Source organism: Paenibacillus psychroresistens, from assembly GCF_009728935.1.
In the GTDB taxonomy this organism is placed as follows: Bacteria; Bacillota; Bacilli; order Paenibacillales; family NBRC-103111; genus Paenibacillus_AC; species Paenibacillus_AC psychroresistens.
The window spans coordinates 7029837-7046076 of the sequence record NZ_CP034235.1; the positions used below are offsets into that span (position 1 = coordinate 7029837).

The 16240-nt window shown below is 41.5% G+C and carries 16 protein-coding genes; 6 read left to right on the forward strand and 10 right to left on the reverse strand.

Translation table 11 applies throughout. From position 1 onward, the window contains the following. Window positions 1–20: 20 nt before the first annotated feature. From EHS13_RS31625 to EHS13_RS31640, 4 genes are all read left to right on the forward strand, one after another. On the forward strand, window positions 21–842 hold the full coding sequence (locus EHS13_RS31625; RefSeq protein WP_155704188.1) for a hypothetical protein: 822 nt from the start codon (window positions 21–23) through the stop codon (window positions 840–842). Continuing rightward, on the forward strand, window positions 839–1843 hold the full coding sequence (locus EHS13_RS31630; RefSeq protein WP_155704189.1) for a hypothetical protein: 1005 nt from the start codon (window positions 839–841) through the stop codon (window positions 1841–1843). The genes EHS13_RS31625 and EHS13_RS31630 overlap by 4 nt, the downstream gene beginning before the upstream one ends. Beyond that, window positions 1840–2682, forward strand: a complete 843-nt coding sequence (locus tag EHS13_RS31635; protein WP_155704190.1) for a DUF8832 domain-containing protein — start codon at window positions 1840–1842, stop codon at window positions 2680–2682. Before EHS13_RS31630 ends, EHS13_RS31635 begins: the two co-directional genes overlap by 4 nt. Before the next feature lie 77 nt (window positions 2683–2759). Further along, window positions 2760–3464, forward strand: a complete 705-nt coding sequence (locus tag EHS13_RS31640; protein ID WP_155704191.1) for a hypothetical protein — start codon at window positions 2760–2762, stop codon at window positions 3462–3464. On the opposite strand, the gene EHS13_RS31645 is transcribed toward EHS13_RS31640, so the two are convergent. Beyond that, entirely contained in the window at window positions 3451–3795 is a 345-nt protein-coding gene (locus EHS13_RS31645) for an alpha/beta fold hydrolase (RefSeq protein ID WP_155704192.1), read from the reverse strand. The two genes, EHS13_RS31640 and EHS13_RS31645, sit on opposite strands and share 14 nt — an antisense overlap. 277 nt (window positions 3796–4072) lie before the next feature. Here EHS13_RS31645 and EHS13_RS31650 point away from each other — a divergent pair, with 277 nt between their 5' ends. Continuing rightward, a complete protein-coding gene (locus EHS13_RS31650) occupies window positions 4073–4411 on the forward strand; it encodes a LapA family protein (RefSeq protein WP_155704193.1) in 339 nt (112 codons plus the stop codon). 173 nt (window positions 4412–4584) lie between these two features. Continuing rightward, the gene (locus EHS13_RS31655; protein WP_155704194.1) at window positions 4585–5460 is read left to right on the forward strand and encodes an oxidoreductase; all 876 of its coding nucleotides are present in this window, start codon (window positions 4585–4587) and stop codon (window positions 5458–5460) included. 63 nt (window positions 5461–5523) lie between these two features. On the opposite strand, the gene EHS13_RS31660 is transcribed toward EHS13_RS31655, so the two are convergent. The 9 genes from EHS13_RS31660 to EHS13_RS31700 form a co-directional block, all read right to left on the reverse strand. Further along, a complete protein-coding gene (locus EHS13_RS31660) occupies window positions 5524–6084 on the reverse strand; it encodes a TetR/AcrR family transcriptional regulator (protein ID WP_155704195.1) in 561 nt (186 codons plus the stop codon). An 88-nt stretch (window positions 6085–6172) separates the two neighbouring features. Then, on the reverse strand, window positions 6173–6577 hold the full coding sequence (locus tag EHS13_RS31665; protein WP_155704196.1) for a DUF6220 domain-containing protein: 405 nt from the start codon (window positions 6575–6577) through the stop codon (window positions 6173–6175). 168 nt (window positions 6578–6745) lie between these two features. Next, window positions 6746–7339, reverse strand: coding sequence for a TetR/AcrR family transcriptional regulator (locus tag EHS13_RS31670; RefSeq protein ID WP_155704197.1), 594 nt, complete (start codon window positions 7337–7339; stop codon window positions 6746–6748). Between the two features lie 138 nt (window positions 7340–7477). Next, complete coding sequence (locus tag EHS13_RS31675) at window positions 7478–8680, reverse strand: enolase C-terminal domain-like protein (protein ID WP_155704198.1); 1203 nt, start codon at window positions 8678–8680, stop codon at window positions 7478–7480. Between the two features lie 38 nt (window positions 8681–8718). Further along, window positions 8719–9492 (reverse strand): SDR family NAD(P)-dependent oxidoreductase, encoded by a 774-nt coding sequence (locus tag EHS13_RS31680; protein ID WP_155704199.1) that lies wholly within the window; start codon window positions 9490–9492, stop codon window positions 8719–8721. 112 nt (window positions 9493–9604) lie between these two features. Further along, window positions 9605–11893, reverse strand: a complete 2289-nt coding sequence (locus EHS13_RS31685; protein ID WP_155704200.1) for an ATP-dependent DNA helicase — start codon at window positions 11891–11893, stop codon at window positions 9605–9607. 92 nt (window positions 11894–11985) lie between these two features. Then, window positions 11986–12792 (reverse strand): type II pantothenate kinase, encoded by an 807-nt coding sequence (gene coaW / locus EHS13_RS31690; RefSeq protein WP_155704201.1) that lies wholly within the window; start codon window positions 12790–12792, stop codon window positions 11986–11988. Beyond that, the gene (locus EHS13_RS31695) at window positions 12789–14582 is read right to left on the reverse strand and encodes a putative bifunctional diguanylate cyclase/phosphodiesterase (RefSeq protein WP_162463346.1); all 1794 of its coding nucleotides are present in this window, start codon (window positions 14580–14582) and stop codon (window positions 12789–12791) included. Before EHS13_RS31695 ends, coaW begins: the two co-directional genes overlap by 4 nt. A 368-nt stretch (window positions 14583–14950) precedes the next feature. Continuing rightward, window positions 14951–15913, reverse strand: coding sequence for a carbohydrate kinase family protein (locus EHS13_RS31700; protein ID WP_319633401.1), 963 nt, complete (start codon window positions 15911–15913; stop codon window positions 14951–14953). Window positions 15914–16240: the final 327 nt, after the last annotated feature.

Here is a 16240-nt window from a genome sequence, read left to right on the forward strand (position 1 = left end):
GGTCGGGGAGGCCGATATCCATGTTTAAACGTATAGTCATTATTGCTCTCTGTTTGTTTGTATTAGCTGGGATTGCTTATGGGGTTAACTCACTTCAATCCAAGCAAGGGAATAGTTCGAAGCCACTTGAGCTTACACAATTACAAATCAAAGAAGTCCATAATGCCATTAACGAGGTTCGGAATCAGCTATCTCCAGATGAAGCCGCCTTCATATATTTGGCCGAGTTGGATAAAATCAAACTCAAAGGCATGGATCAGGGTCTCGGTTTAGCTCGTGTTAATGCTCCAAAACCATATACAGATCTTAAGATGTGGAAAGAGCTGACCAAAGAGAATTTCGTAGAGTTTAAAACTCCGACGAGATTGCCTAACGGCTACACATTTAAAAGTGGAGCTTTGGAATATTCCATGGGCAACATAAACCCAGCCAATTCTAATAAATATTACACAATGCTTAAGAACAAAGCCGTAGCTGCAAAATCAAACATGGCCTGGCAAAAAGCAGAATCAGAAGATAATGATAAGAATATAACTAATATGGATATGCCATCTTTAACTTACAGCAACAGCAACCAGGATCAAATCGATATTATGTATTTAATTCTCCCTTTATCCGTTAAAGTAGAACGTAAGCTCAATTCTGCAGATAAGGTTCAGGTTGCCGACATAGAAGGCTATTACTTCGTCAATAAACATAATTATTTAAGTGAAACCGGCACTACGCAAGATATTCAATGGACGGAGCAGCAGCATGGAACAACCATCCAAATTACCGTCTCCTCTCCCTCTTTAAATGTAACTAAGGAAGATTTGCTGTTAGTGGCCAATAATCTAAAATGAGCAGGGATGTGAAGGCATTGAGCTGGAAGAATCATTTAATCACTATGTTTATGGGAAGCTGGCTTATTATCGGGATATTCATCGATGGGTTTGCACACAATCACGGGAATGTCGAAACCTTCTTCACCCCGTGGCATGCCGTGCTTTACTCTGGATTTCTCGCTTCTGCTGTTTGGATATTCTGGATAACTTATCGCAATAAAATAAAGCTGCCATCCAGCAGCTGGGTTCAGGCCATACCACTAGGTTATGGGCTAGGAGTTATTGGGGTTTTTATTTTCTTAGTTGGCGGCATTTGCGATATGATTTGGCATATTGTGTTTGGGATTGAAATTGGAATCGAAGCATTATTAAGCCCAACCCACTTAATGCTATTCTCAGGTGCTCTGCTGATTATTTCCAGTCCTTTTCGAACGGCTTGGATGACCAAAAAGAACCCATCTCCCAAATTCATTGAGTTTTTACCCACCTTGCTCTCCATTGCGTTGGTCATGGCGATCATTTCATTCTTCCTAATGTATGCTTGGGGATTCAATTTGAATATATTCATGCTCGAAGAGCAGGATGCGCAGGAGCGCGCCTTCGTTGATTTCCTCATTACTACTCAGCTGCTCGTTGTACCCGTATTCCTCTTATTGAAACGTTGGAAGCTTCCTTTGGGCTCCGTTACTTTTTTATTCGTATTCGCGACAATCCTCATGGCTGTCCCATTCGGCTTCTCAGGTCGTTCTACTGCTTCCATACTAATAGCGATTATTGCCGGAATTCATGGAGATTTCATGCTGCGAGGCATTCATAAAACCAACTCAAGCCTGCTCTTAATCCGGCTATTCGCATTCTTTAATCCTATCATCGTTTGGAGCTTGTATTTTATCAATGAACGTATCTATTATGCGATGGACTGGCCTCCTGAGTTATGGGGGGGAACCATTTTCCTCTGTGGTTTATGCTCCTTAGGGATGAGCATTCTCGTCGTTCCTCCGCTTGAGGCCGAGCGATGAGCAGAGCGTTCCTATGTATCATACTTGTGCTATGTACTACATTATTAACGGCTTGCAGCTCTAACTCTGCGATGCAGCCGATGAAGAGTGATTCCACCATGATGATGAGTATGCCGATGAACACAGCACACAACCACGATACCGATAATGCTATAGCCCATTTTTCTGTTCAAGCTTCATCCAAAAGCCTTCTAGCGAACCAAGATGCCACGATTAAAATTCTTATTCAAAATAAACGCAGCCAGCCGATCGTCTCCTTCGATCGGCTTCATGAAAAACTGCTGCACCTTATCGTAGTCAGCAAGGATTTAGCTTATTTCAACCACATTCATCCCGAATACAAAGGTGCTGGTTTGTTTGAGATTACTACCCAATTTCCAGCTGACGGCGAATATAAGCTTTATGCAGATTACATGCCTACAGGAATACCTGAAATCGTCCAAGCCCATTGGGTAACCGTTGCTGATACTTCAGCAAGGCCTATAGTACTTGTGCCAGATAAGCAATTATTCCGAATTGTCGATGACATTGAAGTTAGTTTAAGCTTCGATCATTTAATGGCTGGCATGGATTTAGCGATGACCTTTACAATTAATGACGCCAAAACTAAAAAACCAATCACCCATTTACAGCCATACCTAGGAGCAATTGGACATGTTGTCGCGATTCGTGCGGACACTAAACAATTCTTGCATTTTCACCCTACGGATAACAGTGGTTCAGGTCCTACCGCCAAGTTTCAAACGAACTTCCCGACAAAAGGGATATATAAAATTTGGGCACAATTTCAACAGCATGATCAGCTATATACAATTCCTTTTATAATTGAAGTGCCTTAATAATTGCCCCTATCAACCGACTATTCCCAATACTTGTGCTATACTTGTTTAAAATTGGTAATTTTGACGGAGGATTTATGGGATGGATTATTTGGGTTAGCTTTTTTATGCTTTTATTATTCTCTTATTGGGACCAGTGGAAAACCCTTGATTTTAATGAGTGGCTTCAAATCTTTCTCCTTTTTATGCTATGCAATTTTTATGTGAATTTATTTGGGCTGCTGATTCCTGCAGGTTTTATCATCGGACTGATCTATATGAATAAAAAAAGAAGATTCTATCTGGCTAAAGCGCTTATCTTTGGTTTGATTTGCGTGATTACTAACTTCTATATGCCGAATTTTGGGTTAAATGAAGTCAAACAGTACCAACTGGATGCTAAATATTCTGCCGAATTTAATAACGTGAATGCCATTTACCATTTTAATGACAACTCAGAGATCAATGCTCTCAATAAAAAAGCAGCTGAATTGATCAAAGAAAAGAGCCCTACCACTCAAACGAGTATTGAGGACCCTAAGATTTTATTTCGCATTTGGGCTCTAGCTCATAGAAACATTTCTATACCGGATATAGACTGGTTATGGTCCAAAGCTCCCTATGAATTGCATTTCTATTGGTCAGCCAATCGGCCTAATCAATTAAATGACAGGCAATATGTTATTTTTCGCGAGGTCGGCTATATGGGAGTATTCAAGAGACCGGATGCCAATAGCCCCTTTACCTTGGAAGCTATTTATGAGTTTGACCGTTTAAAATCAGGAATTCCTAATATTCCTTAATTCGTTCGCTATGACTATTCAGCTTTTGGCTATCGTCACGCCCTGCCATTTCACATTCAGCCTGAATCGCTAAACATATAGTTAAGAACTTCATTGGTTCCTCAAAATTTATTCCATGAGCCGATTCCTCAAACCAGAATAACTGCTTCCTCGGTGCTTCTATGACTTCATAATATTTTGCCACTAATTCAGATGGTGTATTGTAATCATATCTTCCAGCGCAATAATACATCGGTATTGTAAAACGGGTTAAAGTAGCCGGGAAATTAATCTCCAGCATCTGATCCCATAAATAAGTGTGTGATTTTAGATTTCCTTTGATCATTTTCAAGCGATCGGCCCTCGAATATTCTAAGAATGTCTTCTCCTCGGACCAAAATCCATTGTTTATTTCCACGACTTGCTATTCGATACCCTTTTGCTGCTCTAAAAATAGGTGTTTTTCCGTTAGCCACAGTTACTTCTCCCCTCTAATTCTTTAGTAAGTATTGAAAGCATGCACTTTACATATACTGGATATGATAATGTTTCAATTATACTTTAATGCGGTATGTAAGTTAAATAGAAGCTAGTTGGCCGATGCATGATTATAGAAGGGAGTTGGAATTATGAAAACACAATGGTTGCTAATCTTAGCTCTGGTATTTGCCCTTGTTACCGCGGTTTTTGCTGTCATCAATGTAGATTCCGTACAAGTTAATTTTTTGTTCAGCACGACTAATATTCCTTTGATACTTGTCATCGTAGGATCAACTCTATTAGGTGGGATTATTGTGGGTATATTCGGGATCGTTCGCCAATATCAGCTGCAAAAGAAAATTCGATTGCTTGAAAATGAGTTGAAGATTTCCTCAAATGGGTCAACTAAACCTTTACACAATTTAACAGAACCCGCCATACAAGATCAGGCTTTAGAACCTCTACCATTAAACATTCAGGAACAGTAAATTGCCTAGTACGCTTATAATTCAGCAAAAAGCAGGGCCTTGAGCCGTGCTTTTTTGCTAATCGCGTTGGAACATATATTCCAAATACCAGTTGACACTGGATGTGGGATGCTATATATTTAGGTTGGAACAAACATTCCAAAGATCCAAAAACGAAAGGAAGATGAATTAGAATGGCAAAAGTATGGCTTATCACTGGCAGTTCACGCGGCTTCGGTCGCAGTCTCGCAGAAGCCGTTTTGGCAAATGGGGATCAACTAATTGCCACCGCACGCATGCCCGAACAGCTTGCCGATTTAGTTCAACAATATGGCGATCAAGTTCGCGCTGTTAAACTTGATGTAACCGACCCTGAGCAAGCAATCTCCGCCATTAACTCTGCCGTTGAATCATTCGGACGGCTTGATATTCTAGTTAACAATGCTGGATATGGTAACATTTCATCCATTGAGGAAACGCACTTCGAAGACTTCCGGGCTCAGATAGAGACCAACCTATGGGGCGTCATTAATGTCACTAAAGCAGCTATACCTATTATGCGGGAGCAAGGCTTCGGGCATATCTTGCAGTTTTCATCCATTGGCGGGCGTACAGGTGCACCAGGATTGGCCGCATACCAGACAGCTAAATGGGCTGTTGAGGGATTCTCTGAAGTTCTAGCAAAAGAAGTGAAACCGTTAGGCTTGAAGGTAACAATAATTGAACCAGGAGGATTTCGTACGGACTGGGCGGGATCATCAATGAGCCATGTCGAGCCACGCGAGGAATATAAAGCTACGGTAGGCCAATTACTGAAGCATATCCGTGATACGACTGGCAAGGAAAATGGCGATCCAGCCAAAGCAGCACTTGCAATCAACGCTGTAGTGAACGAGGAGAATCCCCCGTTAAGACTATTGCTAGGCAGTGATGCAGTAACGATTGCTCTTGCAGTTGATCAAGCAAAACTTGCTGAAACAGAACGTTGGGAGAAGCTCAGCCGCTCCACAGATTATGAAGCCAAAGCATTGGATAGCAGCATCGCTGAACTTTACGATGAAATTAATTAACAGCTAATGTAATAGCCCTTGAGATCGAATGAAGCTGATCTCAAGGGCTATGATATTTATGGACTATACCAGAATCGCTTTCCAAGATGCCTCTAATGTTTGTTGCACCTGAAGATCAGATAATGGGTATTTTCGGACGAAATAACCTTTGAGAATAGAGGAAATAATACCGTGAATAAGCTGATGGCACAAGTGGGAGTCCATTTCTTTGATTATCCCATGCTTCTGCCCTTCGATAATGACATTTAAAACTTCTAGAGTTGAACCAGCATCGTCCAAATTGCGAATTTCAGGTGAAATGTAGGGAGAATACGAATAGCTATCAATAAACAAAAATTCCTTGGGGAAGGCAATTCCAAACTGTAGTCTGTTCAGCTGAAGACATTTAAACCGCTCATATAAGCTTAACTCTGAATTGTACCCAGCCAGCAGGCAATGTCCCATATGTACTCGCGCTTCTTTATAAACCTCGTTGACCAATTCTTCCTTGCTGCTGAAATAGTTAAATATTGTACCTGAACCCACATTAGCTTTCTTTAGAATCTTCGAAAAGGTGACCGATTGCAAGCCTTCTTCATCAATCAGATCGAGCGTAGCAATCATAATATCCTCACGTTTACTCATTATTCACACCTCATTAATTCCCACTTTACTATCGCATAAGTAATGTGTCAAGCAATTAGAGCATTCATTCCAAAATTACCTTTTTAAATTATACCTTCTCTTGCTTAAGCAACAGATTGGCATTTCTCGCAAGGGACATCGCACTCATAAATAGTGCAACGGCAATGACTGGGTGAAGAGCTGACAAATACCCAATTTTTGAAGATAGAATAGCAGTGGCAAATGTGGCTGCTACCATAATGAATAAACGAATGCTTTGTACACGATAGGTAAGCGGCAGCCGCATGATGAATGACAATAGGATCATAAATATCGGCAGAAATGCAAAATATCGCGGAAAGCTGGCATGAGCCGCCCAGTTGTCAGTATCTACAAACAAGGCAAGACCAGCCAGAAACACCTGCAATATAATGCCAGCAGCAAAAACCCATGCCATCCACTTTAAGACTATCATTGCCTTTCGAGTGCTTTTTGAACCTGTAATTAAATTCATCTTCTTCACCTCTTGGTTAGATTTGCTTTCAAAAAATACATGAGTGCGCACTCACTCATAATTCAGGTAGCTGATTGATTATTTCAATTATTTCTACAGTATATATTGAGTGTGCACTCACTCATTATTATAGTAAGATATTATAATGTTGTCAATGTACCTGCCCGTTTAGGCAGGTAATAATCCTTGAATAAGTGTCTGCAGCACATTTCCAATAAACTCCTGCCTTACTTCAACAGGCTCAACTTCACCTAAGAATTGCAGGTGAAAGGAATGCTGAAAGCAAGCTCCAAGCAGCAAATCAGCGGCTGAACGTGGGTTTATTCCAGAGCTCACTCGACCAAGCCCCTGCTCTGCAAGCAAGTAAACCGCTACGATCTCGTTGGCACGATGAGGACCTTGGTTACGTTGTTGGAAGCCTTGGCGATGACGTTCTAAGAAATCAGGTTCAGTAAACATTGATGCTGTCATGGCAATGGAAACATCAAAAAAGTCAAGCGCAGCACGCACCACGTCTTCCAGATTTCCTTTCACTGTTCCGCTTCCTTTACGGCTTGGTAGTTTCATTAATACGGACAGGAACGCGGGCAAATGCCCCATCATTACTTGGAGAAAAAGATCCTCTTTACTTTCAAAGTGGTTATATATAGAGCCTTCAGAACAACCAGCAATTCTCGCAATTTCCTTAGTTGTCGTTTTCGAAAGCCCATTGATTCGGATGACTTGTTTGGCTGCTTCAATTATTCTTTCACGTAATTCCATTTATTTATCCCTCACAATATGTACTATAATTAAGTTCTAATGTCACTTTTATTTATGAGTGAGCACCTACCCAACTATACCATGGGTGAATATAGATATAAAGCCACCCTTGGATGGATGGCTTAGCTCTTTACTAATTCAGGGTCTTGAAGCTGTTCCATCTGGTTTTCTAGCCAACGTCCAAGTCGGGAGATTCGTACGAGGAGGGTATTGGGCTGCCTTCACTTCATCAATCTCAATTCCTAAGCCAGGTTTATCCAAGATGTAGGCATAGCCTTGTCTAACCTCCGGACAACCAGGAAATACCTCTCGCTCAGCATCAGTAAATGCATACCATTCCTGAACACCCAGATTAATGCTGCTTATATCAAGATGTAAATTAGCCGCATGTCCTACAGGAGATACATCACCAGGTCCATGCCAAGCGGTTCGCACTCCAAAAGCTTCACAGAGGACAGCCAGCTTCTTCGCTGGAGTTATGCCTCCAATTGCACTAATATGGACACGTATAAAATCAATTAATCGCTCCGAAATTAAAGGCAGCCATTCTTGCGGGTGGACGAATAGCTCTCCCATTGCCAAAGGCACACTGGTTTGGTTGCGAATAACTCTGAACCAGTCTATATGCTCGGGAGCAAGCGCATCCTCTAAGAAAAACATATCATAAGGCTCTAATGCTTTCGCAAGGCGCAAAGCTTCAATAGGCTGAAGCCGTTCATGAACATCATGGATCAACTCAATCTCTGAACCTAATGTAGAACGAAGATGGTTAAATAACTTGGGAATACTTCGTGCATATGCAGCAGGATCGAAATATGCGCCAGGAAGGGCACCTTCTGGTTTATGCATGATCTCATGTCTTCCACCATATAGACCCATTTGACAACGGATATACCGATAGCCCTCATCCATAAACTTGCGAACGTTATCTTCAACCTCCTGCACATCTCGACCATCCGCATGACGGTATACAGAAACGCCTTCTCGACATTTCCCGCCTAACAGCTGATAAACCGGCATTCCAGCCATTTTACCCTTAATATCCCAAAGTGCCATTTCCATACCTGAAATGGCATTGTTCATAATAGGTCCATTTCTCCAGTATCCACTCACCATCGCACTCTGCCATAAATCTTCTATTCGAGCTGGATCCTTACCAATTAAGAAAGGTTTAATATAATCATCAATGGCAGACTTAACAGCAAGATGTCGTTGTGTGAATGTCGCACAACCGAGTCCGTAAAGACCTGGCTCTGAAGTTTCAATTTTTACTACAACAAGATTAATCCCACCTGGAGCCGTTAATATCGTTTTCACATCACGAATGGTTACGTTCAACATGGTTACTCATCTCCTCTTGCGTATTTTTTGAAGCTATTTTATAAACCTTTACCAATATTTTCAGGCATTCCAGGCAGAATCAACCCACCATCTACTCTAAGATTAATCCCGGTGATATAGGAAGCTTCATCTGATACAAGCCATGCTGTCGTTTGTCCAATATCACTTGGCTTTCCAACACGACCAAGTGGAATTTGTGGACCCAGTATATCATAGGACTCCTGATACTCAGCTCTAACCTGTATAGCCCCAGGTCCGATTGAATTTACCCTGATTCCATAAGGAGCCAATTCAATTGCATTAGATTGAGTTGCTCGTAGAAGACCTGCCTTCATGCCTCCATAAACAGCATCTAAGGGATAGGCTCTTTCTGCTCGGGATGAAGTTATGTTTACGATAGAGCCATGAATCCCTTTAGAAATCATATGGTTTGCGATAAATTTAGTAGTAAGCATAGGTGCGCGAAAATTTAATTGATAAATATAGTCCATAGCGGCAGCCTCATGTATAGTGATGCTTTTAAAGCGACTTATTCCCGCATTATTCACAAGCACATGTACACTTCCAAAAGCCTCAATCGCTGTATTTATAACCAATTCTGGCGCATCGACTTGTGATAAATCAACCTTTAAGACCTTGCACTGTGTTCCATAATCAGCTAATAACTGCCTTGAGACTTCATTCGCTTCTTCCTCTTCATCCAAATGCGTAATGAATAAATCGTAACCCTTCTCCGCTAAAGCAAAAGCTATCCCTCTGCCAATGCCTCGACTGGCGCCTGTTATGATTGCTGTCTTCCTAGCATGATCCATTGAAACCTCTCCTAATGTTGGAATCGTTCCTCGTAGATTACAGTGATAATTCAACCTATTAAAGTTAAATATTCCCTATTATTATATCAGAGAAGTTAACGAACACCATCATTTAATCCAGCCATTCCGCGGGAAGCAGCTTGCGATATCGTGACTCCTTATACCGATCATCAACTAACAAAAGTGTTCCCCGATCATGCTCCGAACGGATGAGTCTTCCTCCGGCTTGCAGCACTTTATTGATCCCAGGGTACACATAGGCATAATCAAAGCCACTACGTTGTTCCCTATCATAATAAGCTTTAATAAGATTACGCTCCAAGCTAATCTGCGGCATGCCAACACCAACAACGACAACACCCTGCAGCCGATCTCCAACCAAATCAATGCTCTCCGAGAAAATACCGCCTAAGACCGCAAACCCAACCAAAGCATGATCATTGCTCTGACTGAAAGCCGCGAGAAAGCTCTCCCTCTCCTCTTCTGGCATCTCTGATCTTTGCAGTAAAGTGTGAACTCGATCATGATCTAGATCAATCATAAAAGCTTCATAAACACTATTCATATATTCATAAGACGGGAAGAAGATCAGATAATTAGCCAGCTTCTCCATCACATGTGCCTGAAGCAAATTAACTAACGGAGCTTTTGTATGCTCTCGATCTATATACTTCGTAGAGATTGGTACAATGGAAACCTCCCACTGTTCTTTGGCGAATGGGGTTGGCAATGTAATCGAATAATCCTCTTGTTCCGCACCTAATATGTCCATGTAATAACCTAGAGGTGAAAGTGTTGCCGAGAAATAAACATGTGCTCTGTAGCTTTTACCAATCTGTCGGAGTAAGTCAGAAGGATTCAAGCAGAATAGCTTAAGCTGAACCTCATTACGCGCAATTTCCGCATAGTTAATGTAATTCCCATCATATAGCTTACCAATTCTTTGGAAGCCTAGCGCAGAGAAATACACTTCCAGTAGTCTGGGGCTGCCCTCGTTAGTTCCGCCTCCAGCAAGCACTTTTTCTGCTTGGACAATGAAAGCATCAACAAGCTCAATAAGTGCTGTAGGTTTATCCTTAGTGACAACGGATTGCTCGGTAGACTCTTTTCTGAATTGGATAAACCATTTATTGAGCACCTTAGCTGCTAGTTGGACTTCTGGATGAACCCCCTTCATTTCCCGCTCCAGCTCTAAAAAGTCCTTCTTCACTAGCTCTGCAGAGAACATTTCCCTAGCCCGATCGACAAGATTATGTGCTTCATCTACCAACAAAACCGTTTGCTGCTTACGCTCCCCAAATAGACGTTTCAAGGAGATTCTCGGATCAAATACATAATTATAATCACAGATCACAGCATCCGCTGAATAGGCCATATCCAGGGAAAATTCAAAAGGGCAAACTGTATGTTTACGAGCATATTGTTCAATTAAGGGGCGAGTAATTAAGGTTTCGTTGGACATCAGATCCAGAATCGCAGCATTAACGCGGTCATAGTAACCATCGGCATAAACACATGCCTCCTTGCGGCAATCGACGTTCTCTTGAAAGCATATTTTATCCTTGGCGGTTATGGTTACCGAGCTCATCTGCAGTCCTTGGGCTTTCATAAGCGCTAAAGCTTCCTCCGCTGCAGTTCTCGTAATAGTTCTCGCTGTAAGATAGAAAAGATGCTGAGCTTTTCCAGCCCCGATCGCTTTAATAGCAGGATACAGCGTCGATACAGTTTTACCAATCCCAGTGGGTGCTTTCGCGAATAGCTTTCGCCCCTCATCTATGGCTTTGAAAACCGAGCCTGCAAGCTTCCTCTGTCCTTCTCGAAAAGCAGGAAAGGGAAATGCCAATTCACGGATGCTTTCATCCCGCAAACGCTTATTGTGTTGCACCATTCTGGCATAAGGCGCATAGCTCTCAACAAGCTCCGCAACAAAAATAACGAGCTCAGCTAATCTTAATTCTTGCTCGAATTTCTTCTGGTGTTCCGTATCCACTTGTACATAGGTTAATTGAACTTTTATCCGCTGATTTCCATTTTCTATAGCATACATATAGGCATACAATTTGGCTTGCGCCCAGTGAACGGGATGCATGTCCTCCGTTATCCGCTCAACATCCCTCGCAGTAGACTTGATCTCATCAATCGTAACTCCACTGTTCTCATCGATTAGCAGCCCATCGCATCTTCCATCAATGACAAATAAGAGATCCCCATGAGAAATCTCCGCTTTTAAGCTTACTTCTTTCTGATCCAGCTCTCCATATTGCTTCTGAACCTTCTGATGAGCCTTCGTACCTTCTGCAAGCGTACTCATTGTGCGAAAGCCAGAATCCAAGCTTCCACTCCTAAATACATACTCAACAAGGCTCCTTACAGATACTGCAATGGCGATTGGTTCAAGCATGGCGATCAAGACCCCTATCTTAAGAACATCCGTTCTTTATTATAGCACATCTAGGTCCTGTCCACGGAAAGCCATGCATCTCAATTTCATTTCTAACCTAGATACAATAAACATCCAATTGCTCCACTATACTCTCCATTTTCAATAAACATAGGTAACGCTCCTCTAAGCACTGTATATCTTTGCACGACTTCCTTAAGAAGATCATTCCCAATGAAAGAGGAACCCACAAAAACAATGGAGGTTAGTCCACTTTGACCAGCAGCAAGAACACTGACAGTTGCCACCGTTTCACCCACTAGACCAACAACAGAAGCCAGGAGCTCTTCCTTGGTCAATTGACCTTCAGATGCCAATATGGCAATATTCCCAAAGTTACTAGCTGTTAAATCTCCTGGAATTGGAGGTTCCGATCCTTCATAAATATGACTTACTTTTAAATCGATACGATCGCGCGCGCCCTTAGATGCTGTTGTCACAATAGTTTCATAATCTGTAATTCCCGTAAGCAGCTTAGACAGCCCCATAATAGTTCCGCCTCCAACCCCAGTTCCACCAACCCGCTGATGCTCACCTTTATTGATATAGTGAATGGAAGTGCCGGTGCCAACATTAGTTAGAATAAATGCTTTCACTGGAATATCGTTCCTTGCAAGCAGATAACTTACCCCAGATGAAGTTGCCTCGAATTCAACAATATCTACAGCTTTTTGATTCATATAAGTTTTTAATAAAGCAGCTTTACCGCCGGTAATACAAATCTTAGCGTTACTAAACTCACTAATCCAAGAGGCTACATATTGCAGCCGGGAAATTGGAAACTTAATGAATTCAGGTAAATCCCCATTCGTATATGCGACTTTGATTAAAGTGCCGCCCGCATCAATTCCAATTTTCATCCTTGTAACCCCTCACTGAAATGCTTGGACATAATTTCGTAATAGGCCTCTCTTACCTTGTTGGCTGCAATAGGTCTACTGAAATAATATCCTTGCACAATGCTGCAGCCATATTCATTTAGCATCTTCAATGTCTCTTTATCTTCGACACCTTCGGCAATAACATCCAAATCCAGGCTTTTCGACATCGCAATAATGGTCTTAACAATCGAGGAATTTACTAGGCTAGACGTCATGCCATTAACAAAAGATTGATCAATTTTCAAGATATCTATCGGAAACTCCTTGAGATTACTTAAAGAACTATATCCCGTCCCAAAATCATCCATGGCGATGGAAAGCCCAAGCTTTTTTAGGCTTCTTAAGGTTCGAATCGAAATCTCAACCTCGATTGTCATACTCTCCGTAATTTCAAGCTCCAAATATTGTGGATCCAGCTGCGACTCTTCCAGAATCATTTTAATATTATCCTTCAAAGCTGGATCAAGGAATTGTTTAGTCGAGAGGTTTACCGCTATTCTTAGAGGCGGTACCCCATCTAATTGGAGCTGCTTGTTGAAGTGGCAAGCCTCTCTTAACACCCAATTCCCGATATCGATAATTAAGTCTGATTCCTCTGCGATTGGGATAAACTCACCTGGCATCACAAAACCAAGCTCAGGATTCTCCCAACGAATCAAGCTTTCTAAGCCGATAATTTTCGAGGTTAATTGATTAATTTGCGGCTGGTAATACAGTGTAAACTCGTTGTTCTCAATCGCTTTTTTAAGATGCTTCTCAATCAGTATTCGTCTATGAAACTGATCATTTAATTGGGCATCCCAATACTTAAATTGATTCCTGCCATTTACCTTTGCTGCAAACATAGCTGTATCCGCATATTTAAAGAGCTTCTCCGAATCATTGCCGCTTTCTGGATATTCACTTATCCCAACGCTTACTTTAATAAAAAGGTCCTGCCCCGACATGCGGATAGGCTGCTTAATGGAATTAATGATTTGTTCGACTGAGGAATTCATTTCCATGTCGTTGATTTTGGGGATTAAACAAATAAATTCGTTACCGCCAATCCGCGATACAAAATATTGTTCATCCTTAACGCAGGTTTTGAGCCTTCTGGCCACTACCTGAAGTAAGCGATCGCCAATATCATGACCTAAGGTATCATTAATTTGTCTAAAATGATCGATATTCATTGCAAAAACGGCAAACTGAGCTGGACTTTTTTGCTCTATAAATTCCTGTAGGCGTTTATTAAGAAAAGTACGATTTGGCAGTCTTGTGAGGTGATCATAATCAGTCAAGTAGCTCATTTTTTCTTTCATATTCACTTGTAAAGTGTTATCAAAGCTTACCGAAATGACCCCTGTAATCTGCCCGTCACGAAAAATAGGCCTTAGAAGTGTTAACAGCTGAATACCGCGCCATTTCATCTCAAAGCTAATTAGTCCAGGAAGTTTCCAAGCGTGTTCATAATAAGGAAGCATATAGTTAGCTAGCTCTTCAGGAAATAATTCATCTAGACTCTTACCCGGAATATCCGTAGTTTCAATCCAGTATCTTTGCAGCAGTATCCCTTCACAAAAAGTGTAAATAAACTGATCATCGACTTTTTTGTATTTTAAGATCATGCTATTATGCTGGCGAATCGTTTTCTGCAGCTCTTCAAACACAATCGCCAAGTCCTCTTCCATTTTCAGAAATTGCGAGAAGGATTCCATAATCAAACGATTCGTTTGTTCATTGGATTGTATGGTTCTCTCAAAGCTCAGGTTCATTTTATTCCGCAATACTAGCTTGCATCTTAATAAGAAATCTTCAACATATATTCGATCCTTCGCATTATCAAATAATAAATTGAAAAATATCTTTAATCATTTTTCTAAGTACATTTGAATCATCCACGATCAATACTTTATATTTTGTCATATTTCCCACCCTGTGCATAAAAGTATTTAATTCTCCGACGCTGAATCCAGAGTCTCGGATGAAAACTATCTCACTATTTTACCATACTTCTTCCAGTTTTTTGGTTTAATAAAGTGTCCGTAAATCGAATTAAATGTAAACATTTACCTCTTTAATGATAGCATAAAAAAACCGGCAACCCCAATGGAGGTACCGGCAGCTTTCATACGTATTAATTTATTCCTCGTGACTACAAAACCACTTCGCTAAGCTTTTCCACAATGTTCTCCAGTATAGGAAGTGCCGGTATCGCACCTTTTTTCAAGGTTGTTAGGGCACCTGCCGCATTGGAAAAGCGGATCGCAGCTTCAATTTCAGCAACAGTCCATAGGGAAGTTTCAGTTGAGGCTGCTAATATTCTGTATAAAATCGATCCAAAAAAAGCGTCACCAGCCCCAGTTGTATCCACCGCATTAACCTGAAATGCAGGCACATGTCCCACTTGTTGATGAAAACGGTAGTAGCAACCCTCGCTTCCTTGGGTCACAAATATCAGCTCTATTCCATAGGTTTCAGCGATCCATCCAGAAGCTATTCCCAGATCGGCTTCCCCTGTCAGAAATTGCAATTCCTCTTGCGAAACTTTGAGAATATCTGTATAGACTAAGCCTTGCAGCATAATTTCTTTAGCTTCTTCTAACGAACTCCATAATGATTCTCTTAAATTGGGATCGTAGGAAACCAGCTTCCCTTGCTGCTTGGCATGCTTAGCCGCATATAGAGTTGCTGATCTAGCAGGCTCACCTGTCATAGAAACCGAGCCAAAATGAAACAGTCTTGCACTCTCGATAAGCTGAACATTAATCTCCTCAACAGTCAGCATCAGATCTGCTCCTGGTTTGCGATAAAAGCTAAATGAACGTTCCCCATTTTCTTGTAAGTGTACAAATGCGAGGGTAGTATTCACATCATTATCAAAAACCAAGCCACTTGTATTAATCTTACTTAGCTGCAAAGTTTCCTCCAGAAAACGACCAAACGGGTCGTTACCTATCTTACCGATAAAAGCTGTATGCAAACCTAGCTTTGCCAGCATAGCAAGCACATTCGCAGGTGCTCCGCCTGGGTTTCGTTCGAATAGCACATTACCGTTATCCGATATGCCATTTGGCACAAAATCAATTAAAAGCTCGCCGACTGCTACCGCATCCATCACAAACCCACCGCCTTTTTCTCCATAGCCAAGAATTCTATTAAGTGCTTACCCTCTATTGCTGGAGGTATCTGTTCCACTTGCACACCATCTAAGTCAAGAAAGCCCTAGTTCATTATACTCCATCCCAAACCCCCTAGATAGAAGTAGGAAATAAACCCTGCTGCCAATAGGACCACTTATATAGTAGCCTGTTTCTTCCTACCCCTACACGACATTGCCCAAAAAGACTTCATGAAATAAATTTCCGTAGTCAAGCTAAACCCGCCACATTCCGGCTCTGGAAATGCATCGTTCGAGGTCGATTGTTCCGATAATAGGCATGGC